The 11345-nt window shown below is 48.3% G+C and carries 10 protein-coding genes; 6 read left to right on the top strand and 4 right to left on the bottom strand.

Going from position 1 to position 11345, the window contains the following annotated elements; all coding sequences use genetic code 11:
* Entirely contained in the window at positions 1–819 is an 819-nt protein-coding gene (gene tcdA / locus J3B89_RS18675) for a tRNA cyclic N6-threonylcarbamoyladenosine(37) synthase TcdA (protein ID WP_215399153.1), read from the top strand.
* Here the strand turns inward: tcdA and J3B89_RS18670 are convergent.
* From J3B89_RS18670 to J3B89_RS18655, 4 genes are all read right to left on the bottom strand, one after another.
* On the bottom strand, positions 772–1617 hold the full coding sequence (locus J3B89_RS18670) for a BUD32 family EKC/KEOPS complex subunit (protein WP_215399152.1): 846 nt from the start codon (positions 1615–1617) through the stop codon (positions 772–774). The two genes, tcdA and J3B89_RS18670, sit on opposite strands and share 48 nt — an antisense overlap.
* 97 nt (positions 1618–1714) lie before the next feature.
* Positions 1715–2158, bottom strand: a complete 444-nt coding sequence (locus J3B89_RS18665) for a SufE family protein (RefSeq protein ID WP_215399151.1) — start codon at positions 2156–2158, stop codon at positions 1715–1717.
* Positions 2155–3372: an aminotransferase class V-fold PLP-dependent enzyme gene (locus tag J3B89_RS18660; protein ID WP_215399150.1), complete on the bottom strand. Its 1218-nt coding sequence runs from the start codon at positions 3370–3372 to the stop codon at positions 2155–2157. The genes J3B89_RS18665 and J3B89_RS18660 overlap by 4 nt, the downstream gene beginning before the upstream one ends.
* 124 nt (positions 3373–3496) lie before the next feature.
* The gene (locus tag J3B89_RS18655) at positions 3497–4780 is read right to left on the bottom strand and encodes a citrate synthase (RefSeq protein ID WP_215399149.1); all 1284 of its coding nucleotides are present in this window, start codon (positions 4778–4780) and stop codon (positions 3497–3499) included.
* A gap of 392 nt (positions 4781–5172) precedes the next feature.
* Between J3B89_RS18655 and sdhC the strand changes: the two genes are divergently transcribed.
* The 5 genes from sdhC to J3B89_RS18630 all read left to right on the top strand — a co-directional run bounded on the left by sdhC (position 5173) and on the right by J3B89_RS18630 (position 11307).
* Positions 5173–5550 carry a succinate dehydrogenase, cytochrome b556 subunit gene (gene sdhC, locus J3B89_RS18650; RefSeq protein WP_082694707.1) on the top strand — a complete coding sequence of 126 codons (378 nt, stop codon included), beginning with the start codon at positions 5173–5175 and terminating at the stop codon, positions 5548–5550.
* Complete coding sequence (gene sdhD / locus J3B89_RS18645; protein WP_215399148.1) at positions 5541–5888, top strand: succinate dehydrogenase, hydrophobic membrane anchor protein; 348 nt, start codon at positions 5541–5543, stop codon at positions 5886–5888. Before sdhC ends, sdhD begins: the two co-directional genes overlap by 10 nt.
* Positions 5889–7661, top strand: a complete 1773-nt coding sequence (gene sdhA / locus J3B89_RS18640) for a succinate dehydrogenase flavoprotein subunit (RefSeq protein ID WP_215399147.1) — start codon at positions 5889–5891, stop codon at positions 7659–7661.
* A 12-nt stretch (positions 7662–7673) separates the two neighbouring features.
* Complete coding sequence (locus J3B89_RS18635) at positions 7674–8393, top strand: succinate dehydrogenase iron-sulfur subunit (RefSeq protein ID WP_092793490.1); 720 nt, start codon at positions 7674–7676, stop codon at positions 8391–8393.
* A gap of 103 nt (positions 8394–8496) precedes the next feature.
* Positions 8497–11307 (top strand): 2-oxoglutarate dehydrogenase E1 component, encoded by a 2811-nt coding sequence (locus J3B89_RS18630; RefSeq protein ID WP_215399146.1) that lies wholly within the window; start codon positions 8497–8499, stop codon positions 11305–11307.
* Positions 11308–11345 lie beyond the last annotated feature (38 nt).

Here is an 11345-nt window from a genome sequence, read left to right as displayed (position 1 = left end):
ATGTCCGATTATCAATTACGTTTTGCCGGTATTGCCCGGTTATATGGTGTGGCCGCGCTGGAGACTTTTCGCAACTCGCATGTTTGTGTTGTGGGTATTGGCGGTGTGGGCAGTTGGGCTGCTGAAGCGCTGGCACGTTCCGGCATAGGTGAAATTACCCTGATTGATCTGGACGATGTCTGTATCAGCAATATTAACCGCCAACTACATGCCCTGAGCGATACGGTGGGCCAGGACAAAGTGGCGGTGATGGCGCAGCGTATTAAGGCTATTAACCCGCAATGTATTGTGCATCAGATAGAAGATTTTGTGACGACCGAAAACCTGCGTGAACTTATCCGTAATGATATGGATTATGTGGTTGATGCGATTGATTCAATTAAAGCCAAAGTTGCGTTGCTGGCACATTGTAAACGTAATAAAATCAATATAATAAGCACAGGTGGAGCAGGCGGGCAAACAGATCCGACACAAATCCGGATTGCTGATCTAAGTCAGACCATTAACGACCCGCTGTTGGCCAAAGTACGCAATAGTTTGCGGCGTGATTACAACTACAGCCGTAACCCCAAACGCCGTTTTGGTATTGAGTGTGTCTATTCCACCGAGCAACTGGTATATCCGCAACCGGACGGCAGTGTTTGTCAGCAAAAAACGCCTCAGGTGAGCGCAGACGGTGAGGTAAGTAGTATGCGGTTGGATTGCAGCGGTGGTTTTGGCGCCGTTACCGTGGTAACAGCCAGCTTTGGACTGGCTGCGGTATCAAAGGTATTAGTCAAACTGATCGGCAAGCACAAACGCCATAACGACAGACAGTAGGATTATTGATAAAGGTGAGCGGCGCGGGTTGTTGAAGCGGCGTAATTGTCTCAGTGCCAGAAAAGCCTGCCGGCCATCTTTACCCAACACTGTCCGTAATGTTAACAGACAGGGGTAGGCCAGCCACATTTTCTCTGCAATCTGTAAGGCTTCCCGCCAGACGCGGCCCGGTGCCAGCCGTTGATATTCGCTTATGGTTAACAGAATAGCCGGATCATTAGCGGGTAAATAGCGGTACAGGCCATGCACAAAAATCAGCACGTCACGTGCCATACACTGGTCAATGCTCAGATGTTGGTGCGGATCTTCTTCAAAATCAATAAAGCCAATGTGCTCTCCGTCCCAACAGATATCGCGCAGCGCCGGGCGGCCATGCCAGCGGTTTTGCTGATGTAACTGTGCCAGAGCAGCGGCTGCAGCCATAAGAATATGCTGCTTTTCCAGCACACTGATATTGGCGTCCGTCAGGAAAAACTTAATGGATGGCCCCAAATCAGTCATTACCAGATAATTGTCATGGCTTAATACCACCTGAGGTACGCGTATGCCCCTTGACTTCAATAAAGTCAGCCGGGTGGCTTCACGTTTGAGGCACTGCTTTGGTTCTGCAGATGGGTAATAAAGAGGGTTACTGCTCAGTTTTTTCAGCAGCCTGGTAAATAGGGGCAAAAATATAGCACTTTTGGCTTCATGTTGCTTAATCCAAAGCTTTTGATTTTGCCACACGGTGGAAAACGAACGGGCTTTTTGCCGGGACAGAAGCTCTTCAACATGCTGTTGCAATGCGTAACTATCCATACCGCTGTAACCTGACTTTACCAGTTCAGGTTTCCTGTAGTTGATATATTCAGGCGCAGTAGTCTATAGAATGAAACTGAATATTAGCTGAACACGCTTATTTGCAGCATTGCTTTATCCGGCTGGCCATTGCCGTTAAACCATTGCCACGTGACTGACTTAAATAAGGTTTTAAGTTTAGCTGGTCAAACTTATGGCATAAATCAAACTGACAGAGTTCAGCGGTTGTCATGCCATTAACCAGGCACAGCATAATGGCCATTAAGCCTTTTACAATACGCGCTTCGCTGTCGAGTACAAAGTAGTGCTTATCTGTGGCTTTGTCGTGATAATGCATCAGCCAGGCCCGGCTCTCACAACCTTTTACCAGTAGTTCCGGTTGTTTCATTTTTTCCGGAATAGCGGGCAGTTTTTTACCCAGTTGCATCAGCACCCGGTATTTTGCCTGCCAGTCTTTGGCTTGTTCTATTTCCGCTAAATCGCGTTGCTGAATATCCAGCAATACAGGTTTGGTGTCTGCTAATAGTTGTTCTAGTGTCATGCAGTTAAAATCTCCACGGTTTGCTCCAATGCGAGCAAACACCGGTTTACATCATCCAGCGTATTATAAGCGGCAAAGGAACACCTTATGGCGCCTGGCCGCGCTAAGTAGCTAAATAATGGCATAGCACAGTGCTGCCCCGACCGGACTGCTATCTGCTGCTGGTTAAGTAACTCAGCTACGTCAGCAGGGTGCTCACTGTCAACATTTAATGCCACTATACCGGCATTATGCACAGACGAAGATAAAATATCTATGCCTTTTATGAATGTTAAGCCGTTATAGAATTCTTTTAATAACAGAGATTTATGAAGTACGAGTTGCTCGTTGTTATATTTTTGTAGCCATTCAATGGCGGCAGACAAGCCGAGAGCGCCCGCAATATTTGGCGTACCAGCTTCCAGCCGGAAAGGTAATTTGTTAAAGCTAGTGTTAATAAAGCTGACACTGTCAATCATTTCACCGCCGGCAAAAATGGGCGTTAAATGTTTAAGCTGTTCCGTTTTCCCATACAGTACGCCGATGCCGGTTGGGCCATAGAGCTTATGGCCGGAAAAAACATAAAAATCGCAGTCCAGCTGTTGCATATCAGGCTGCTGATACACTATGCCCTGAGCACCATCTATTACCGTTAAAGCCCCCGCAGCTTTTGCCAGCCTAACCATTTCCGCTACTGGCTGAATATGGCCCAGGACGTTGGAAATATGGCTGAAGCTAACCACTTTAGGACCAAGTGCTAACAGTTGTTCGTAGGCCACGAGGTCTATGCGGTGATCCGCGGTTAACGGCACTACATCTATTATTACGCCGTGGCGCTGACAATGCAGTTGCCAGGGCACAATATTAGCGTGGTGCTCCAACTGCGTAAGTAAAATGCGGTCGCCGGGTTGCAGTACCGTATGCATTAAGCCAAAAGCAATTTGATTCAGTGCAGCCGTAGCGCCACTGCAAAAAATGACTTCATGTAAATGCCGGGCATTAATGTAACTGGCTACGGTGCTGCGCGCCTGCTCAAAAAGTATCGTAGCCTGCTGGCTTAGCTGATGTGCGCCACGATGTACATTGCTGTTATATTGCTGATAAAACTGCGTAACGGCATCAATGACCACCAGAGGTTTATGCATAGTGGCGGCATTATCCAGATACACCCATTCTGGTTGTTGCTGAAAAAAAGCAAACTGCTGGCGAAACTGCTGAACATCAAAAGCGGGCATAAGGGCAGGGAGGTCCACTGGCTAAGATAGTGCGATTTTGCCTGTTTTCTTAGCCTGGCGCAAATGCACCGAAAGTTCAGGCAACAAAAAAGCGGCCGGAGCCGCCTTTGCCAAACCAGTGAGATTAACGCTTATTCAGCGGCTTAAAATCACGGGTGTTGTAACCGGTGTATAACTGGCGCGGACGGCCGATTTTGTGGCCTTTTTCGCCCAGCATTTCGTCCCAGTGCGAAATCCAGCCCACAGTACGTGACATAGCAAAAATCACTGTGAACATACTGGTTGGAATGCCAATGGCTTTTAAGATAATGCCACTGTAGAAATCCACGTTCGGGTACAGTTTTTTCTCAATAAAGTACGGGTCTGACAGCGCAATACGCTCTAATTCCATTGCTACGTCTAACAGTGGATCTTTAACGTTCAGCTCTTTTAATACTTCATGGCAGGTATCGCGCATAACCTTGGCACGAGGGTCAAAGTTTTTGTAAACGCGATGGCCAAAGCCCATCAGACGGAAGCTGTCGTTTTTATCTTTTGCCCGTGCTACGAACTCAGGGATGCGATCAACTGAGCCGATTTGCTGTAACATTTTCAGACAGGCTTCGTTAGCACCGCCATGCGCCGGGCCCCACAGTGAAGCAACACCGGCCGCGATACAGGCATAAGGGTTAGCGCCTGACGAACCGGCTAAACGTACAGTAGAGGTTGAGGCATTTTGCTCGTGGTCAGCATGCAACATAAAAATGCGATCCATGGCTTTAGCCAGGATAGGGCTGACTTTGTAATCTTCGGCTGGTACAGAGAACATCATGTGCAGGAAGTTTTCTGAGTAGCTCAAATCGTTACGTGGGTACACAAACGGCTGACCAACAGTGTACTTATACGCCATAGCTGAAATGGTTGGCAGTTTGGCAATTAAGCGGTGTGCGCTACGTTTACGCTGCTCAGGGTCATTAATGTCCAGGTCGGAGTGGTAAAAAGACGACAGCGCGCCCACTACACCACACAGCATCGCCATTGGGTGGGCATCAACACGGAAACCCTGGAAGAACGAAGCGATTTTTTCATGCACCATAGTGTGGCGCGTAATAGTGTTTTTAAACTGATTATATTGCTCAGCCTGAGGTAATTCACCTTCTAATAACAGGTAGCACAGTTCAAGGTAATCTGAGTGTTCAGCCAACTGCTCAATAGGATAACCGCGGTGCAACAGCACGCCTTCGTCGCCATCAATGTAGGTGATTTTGGATTCACATGAGCCGGTAGACATAAAACCCGGGTCAAAAGTGAAGTAGCCATGCTGACCCAAGGCGCGAACATCAATTACGTCAGTGCCGGCGGTGCCAGAGTATATTGGCAACTCGAACGATTTCCCATCGACCTGCACGACGGCCTTTTTATCTGCCATTGGATTTCTCCTGTTGTTGTAGTATCGGGTTAAAGGAATTTTGCAAATTGGTCGCTATTCTACCTGCAAACGACCCCTTAAAGTCAATTTTAATGCGTTTCTGCTTAATAAGTATTCGACTCTAGTATTATTGCTCTAGTCTGTAAAATGTGTAATGTTCCAAATACGGATTTTTTCGAGTAAAACCAAACAAAAATTGTAATACCGAGTCGCGAAATATATACTATTGCGGTTTTTAAACAGTTCACTCAGCAAGCACTTTTTGCTGATCTGGCAGGACTGATCCAGCTTGAGCAAAAAGGTGTATTGGTTTTGGGTGTTGACTGTTTATACAGCAATGACAACGACAATGACAACAAGAGCTCGATAATGGGCATCGATGGGCAAGCACTGTGAAAAAACAAAGACCAGTAAATCTCGACCTCTCTACCATATCGTTTCCGGCACCTGCCATAGCGTCAATTCTGCACCGTGTTACCGGCGTGGCATTGTTTTTTGCGTTGGTATTCGTTATCTGGGCCTGGGCTTACTCGCTTCAGGATCAGCAGAGCTTTGATTATGTTAAAGCGCTGATGACGTCTCATCTGGCTAAATTCATTGCCTGGGGCACTATCACTGTTCTTATCTATCATCTGGTTGGCGGTATTCGCCATCTGATTATGGACATGGGGCATTGGGAAGAGCTGAAATCCGGCAACTTAAGCGCAAAAGTGACGATAGTGCTGTGGGTAGTATTAGCAGTATTAGCAGGAGTATGGTTATGGTTTTAAACCAGGCAAGTCTGAAACGCGATGGCGTACAGGATTATGTATCGCTGCGGGCAACAGCTATCGTGCTGGCGCTGTACAGTGTATTTATTCTCGGTTTCTTCCTTATTACACCGGAAGTGACCTTCGATGTTTGGCAGGCCTTGTTTGCCAACACTCTGGTAAAAGTGTTTACCTTATTAGCTTTAGTGTCTATTGCCGTGCACACCCGCATTGGTTTGTGGCAGGTGCTGACTGATTACATCAAATCAGCTGCTCTGCGCGCAGTATTGCAATTCTTCCTTTATGCGCTGGCTTTCGCTTATGTTGCGGTTGGCCTGTTTGTTTTGTGGGGTGCTTAAGTGAATATTCCAGTAAGAGAGTTTGACGCCATTGTAATTGGCGCCGGTGGTGCAGGTATGCGTGCTGCATTGCAAATTACGCAGTCTGGTTTGAGCTGCGCACTATTGTCTAAAGTGTTTCCAACCCGTTCGCATACGGTATCTGCCCAGGGCGGTATTACCGTAGCGTTGGGTAACAGCCACCCGGATAACTGGGAGTGGCACATGTTTGATACCGTTAAGGGCTCTGATTATATTGGTGATCAGGACGCTATTGAGTATATGTGTAAAACCGGCCCGGAAGCGATTACCGAGCTGGAAAACATGGGCTTGCCTTTCTCACGCTTTGAGAACGGCCGGGTGTATCAGCGCCCGTTTGGTGGCCAGTCTAAGAATTTTGGTGGCGAACAGGCTGCCCGTACAGCAGCAGCTGCAGACCGTACCGGCCATGCCTTGCTGCACTTGCTGTATCAGCAAAACGTAAAAAATAAAACTCAGGTATTTTCTGAGTGGTATGCGCTTGATTTGGTGAAAAACCAGGATGGCGCTGTAGTAGGTTGTACCGCTATTGATATTGAAACCGGCGAAATAGTTTATTTCAAAGCCCGTGCTACCGTGCTGGCAACCGGTGGTGCAGGGCGTATTTACGCCTCTACCACCAATGCTCATATCAACACCGGTGACGGTGTAGGCATGGCACTACGTGCCGGTGTACCGCTGCAGGATATGGAAATGTGGCAATTCCACCCAACGGGTATTGCCGGTGCAGGTACTTTGGTTACTGAAGGTTGTCGTGGTGAAGGCGGTTATCTGCTGAACAAAGATGGCGAGCGTTTTATGGAGCGTTATGCGCCAAATGCTAAAGACCTTGCCGGCCGCGATGTGGTTGCCCGTTCAATGATGACGGAAATCCGTGAAGGCCGTGGTTGTGACGGCCCATGGGGCGTACACATTAAACTTAAGCTGGATCACTTAGGTGCTGAAGTATTAGAAAGCCGTTTACCAGGTGTGTGTGAGCTGTCAAAAACCTTTGCGCACGTTGACCCGGTAAAAGAGCCTATTCCGGTAATTCCAACCTGCCACTACATGATGGGTGGTATTCCAACTAACGTACATGGCCAGGTTATTAAACCTACTGCCGATGGCGGCGAAACTATTGTAGCGGGTTTATTTGCCTGCGGCGAAATCGCTTGTGTGTCGGTACACGGTGCTAACCGTTTAGGCGGCAACTCATTACTGGATTTAGTGGTATTTGGCCGTGCAACCGGCCTGCACTTAGGCGAAGCGTTGGCGGCGACCTCTGAAGCCCGTGTTGCATCGCAATCTGATCTGGATGCCGCTTTGGCCCGCACACAGCGCTGGGAAGATACCAAACCTGGCCAGGGCGAAGACCCGGTGCAAATTAAGAAAGATCTGCAAAAATGTATGCAACTGAACTTTTCGGTATTCCGTGAAGGTGCAGCTATGGCAGAAGGTTTAGCGGAGTTAAAAGAAATCCGCGAACGGTTAAAATTTGCCCGTCTGGATGATAAGAGCTCAGATTTTAATACCCAGCGTATTGAATGTTTAGAGCTGGATAACCTGATGGAAACCGCATTTTCAACTGCGGTAGCGGCTAACTTCCGTACCGAGAGCCGCGGTGCTCATGCCCGTTTTGACTTCCCGGATCGTGATGACGAAAACTGGCTATGCCATAGCGTTTACACGCCGGAAACTGAATCTATGTTTAAGCGTAAAGTGAATCTGGAACCTAAGTTCCGCGAAGCATTTGCGCCTAAAGCACGTACGTACTAAGAGGGCACAGCGATGAAGAAGTTAGTTTTCTCAGTCTATCGTTACAACCCTGATGTCGACAAAGCACCGCGCATGCAGGAATATACGCTGGACAACCCGGAAGGCCGGGACATGATGGTGCTGGATGCGCTGATCAAATTAAAGGAGCAAGACCCAAGTTTATCGTTTCGCCGCAGCTGCCGTGAAGGTGTGTGCGGCTCTGATGGTCTTAACATCAACGGTAAAAATGGTCTGGCTTGCATTACGCCTTTATCAGCCGCAGGCTTAAAAGGCGGTAAAATTGTTATTCGTCCGCTACCAGGCTTACCGGTAGTGCGCGATCTGGTTGTCGATATGAGCCAGTTTTACACCCAGTATGAAAAAGTGAAGCCGTACTTAATCAACGACAGCAAGTTACCGCCTGCAGGTGAGTATCTGCAGTCACCGGAAGAACGTGCTAAACTTGATGGCCTGTATGAGTGTATTCTGTGTGCATGTTGTTCAACCTCTTGCCCATCGTTTTGGTGGAACCCGGACAAGTTTATCGGCCCGGCCGGTTTACTGCATGCTTACCGTTTCCTGGCAGACAGCCGTGATACGGCAACAGAGCAACGCTTAAACGACTTGGATGATGCTTTCAGCGTATTCCGCTGCCATGGCATTATGAACTGCGTTAATGTTTGTCCGAAAGGTTTAAACCCAACCAAAGCAATTGGTGAAATTAAATCTATGTTGTTAAACCGGGCGCTGTAATGCGCCCTTTTTTGGTATGTGCGTGAAAGACAGCCAGGCTTGCATGCAAGCAGGCTGTTTTTTTGCTACTTTTTCCAGGTGCGCGGAAATTAAGGGAAACTAAATGCACGAAGGTGTAATGAAGGCGTGGTTAGAGTCTTCTCATCTTGGCGGCGGCAATATGGCCTACGTCGATGAGCTCTATGAATCCTACTTAGCTGAACCTACCAGCGTTGGTGATGAATGGCGTGAGTTTTTCGCCAAACTGCCAAAACTTGACGGTGTTGATCTTGAAACCCGTCACTCTGATGTCAGGCAGCAATTTGCAGATTTGGCCCGTAATAAACACCGCGAAGTGGTGGTGGTCAATTCCGGTACAGCCGCTGACAGTCGCCAGGTTAAGGTACTGCAGCTGATTAACTCTTACCGCTTTCGCGGCCATCAGCAAGCTAACCTTGACCCGCTGGGCTTGTGGAAGCAATCACGTGTGCGTGATTTAGAGCTGTCTTACCACGACTTATCAGAAAGTGATTACGATACCGAGTTTAATGTTGGTTCTTTTGCCATTGGCAAGGAAACGATGAAGCTGGGTGAATTACACAAAGCACTGGAAAAAACCTACTGTGGTTCTATCGGTGCTGAGTATATGCACATTGTCTCTACTGATGAGAAACGCTGGATCCAACAGCGTTTAGAATCGATTCAGTCAGCGCCTTCTTATGATAAAGCTGCCAAGACCCACATTCTGAATGGCCTGGTTGCTGCTGATGGTTTAGAGAAGTACCTGGCATCAAAATTCCCGGGAGCCAAGCGTTTTGGCCTGGAAGGTGGCGATGCCATGATACCGATGCTCAAAGCCATGATTCACCGTGCGGGTGAACAAGGGGCTAAAGACTGCGTTATCGGTATGGCACACCGTGGCCGTTTAAATACGTTAATTAACGTGCTGGGCAAAAACCCGTCGAAGTTGTTTGATGAGTTTGCCGGTAAGTATGAAGTAGTGGGTGCCGGTGATGTGAAATACCATATGGGTTTCTCATCCGATTTTGAAACCAAAGGCGGCAATGTGCATTTGGCGCTGGCATTTAACCCGTCACACCTGGAAATTGTAAACCCGGTGGTAATGGGCTCTGTACGCGCACGGTTAGATCGTCGTGGTTGTACTGATGGCTCGCTGGCATTGCCAATTACCATTCATGGTGACTCAGCTTTTGCCGGCCAGGGTGTGGTAGCTGAAACCTTTAATATTTCGCAAACCCGTGCTTTTAAAGTGGGTGGCACCATCCGTCTGGTTATTAATAACCAGGTTGGTTTTACTACCTCGAAGCAGGAAGATACCCGTTCAACAGAATACTGTACTGATATCGCTAAAATGGTACAGGCACCTATTTTCCATGTAAATGGTGATGATCCTGAAGCGGTAGTGTTTGTTGCACAACTGGCAGTAGATTACCGTAATACCTTTAAGCGTGATGTGGTGATTGATCTGGTATGTTACCGCCGTAATGGTCACAACGAAGCGGACGAGCCAAATGCTACCCAGCCGCTGATGTACCAGAAAATCAAAAAGCACCCAACGCCACGTGAAATTTATGCACAAAAACTGGTAGCAGAGGGCTTGTTCAGCACTGAGCAAATTAGTGAAATGACTGAGCAATACCGAAATGCGCTGGATAAAGGTGATTGCGTGGTAGAAGAGTGGCGGCCAATGACTGAAACGTCAGTTGACTGGACACCGTTTTTAGGCCACGACTGGGATGCCACTTATGATGCCAGCGTATCGGTAGAAAAACTGGTAGAGCTGGGTAAAAAGGCTACTGCTATTCCACAATCGCATACGTTGCAACGTCAGGTTGGCCGCGTATATGAAGACCGTGCCTTAATGCTGGCCGGTGAGAAGAAAATTGACTGGGGTTTTGCTGAAATTCTGGCTTATGCATCAACTGTTGCTGAAGGCAGCCGTATCCGCATTGTTGGTCAGGACTCCGGCCGTGGCACTTTCTTCCATCGCCATGCTGTATTGCACAGCCAGACAGATGGCAGCACTTATACGCCACTGGAACATGTCAGTGAGCAGCAGGGGCCGTTCCAGGTATATGACTCTGCTTTGTCAGAAGAGGCAGTGTTGGCGTTTGAATACGGCTATGCTACTGCAGAGCCACGTGCCATGGTGATTTGGGAAGGCCAGTTTGGTGATTTTGCCAACGGTGCTCAGGTAGTGATTGATCAGTTCTTAAGCTCAGGCGAGCAAAAGTGGGGCCGTTTGTGCGGTTTAACACTGCTGTTGCCGCACGGTTACGAAGGCCAGGGCCCGGAGCATTCTTCAGCACGTCTGGAGCGCTTCCTGCAGTTATGTGCAGATCACAATATGCAGGTTTGTATCCCTACCACACCGGCGCAGGTATTTAATATGTTGCGCCGCCAGATGGTACGGCCGATGCGTCGTCCGTTAATTGTTATGTCGCCTAAATCATTGCTGCGCCACCCACTGGCTACCTCTACGCTGGAAGAGCTGGCGGCAGGCAAGTTCCACAATGTTATTGGCGAAATAGACGATATTAAGCCTGCTGATGTTAAGCGTGTGGTGTTCTGTAGCGGTAAGGTGTACTACGAACTGCTGGAAGAGCGGCGCAAGCGCGAGCAAAAAGATGTGGCTATTGTCCGTGTAGAGCAGTTGTATCCGTTCCCGCATGACGAAATGGCTGAAGTGTTAAGCCAGTACCAGCATGTGACTGACTTTGTCTGGTGTCAGGAAGAGCCGCAAAACCAGGGCGCCTGGTATTGCAGCCAGCATCATTTCCGTGCTGCTATTCCTAAAAACGGCCAGCTTGTTTATACCGGCCGCGATGCTTCGTCATCGCCGGCAGTAGGTTATCTGTCTGTGCATAACAAACAGCAACAGGCACTGGTTAACGACGCTCTGACTATTAAATAATTGATTGTCCGGCCCGTATAACGGGCCGGTTAAACGAA

The organism is Rheinheimera oceanensis (assembly GCF_018831085.1).
Lineage (GTDB): Bacteria > Pseudomonadota > Gammaproteobacteria > Enterobacterales > Alteromonadaceae > Alishewanella > Alishewanella oceanensis.
Note: the sequence above shows the minus strand (reverse complement) of the source record. Positions and strands in the feature narration are given on the sequence as shown.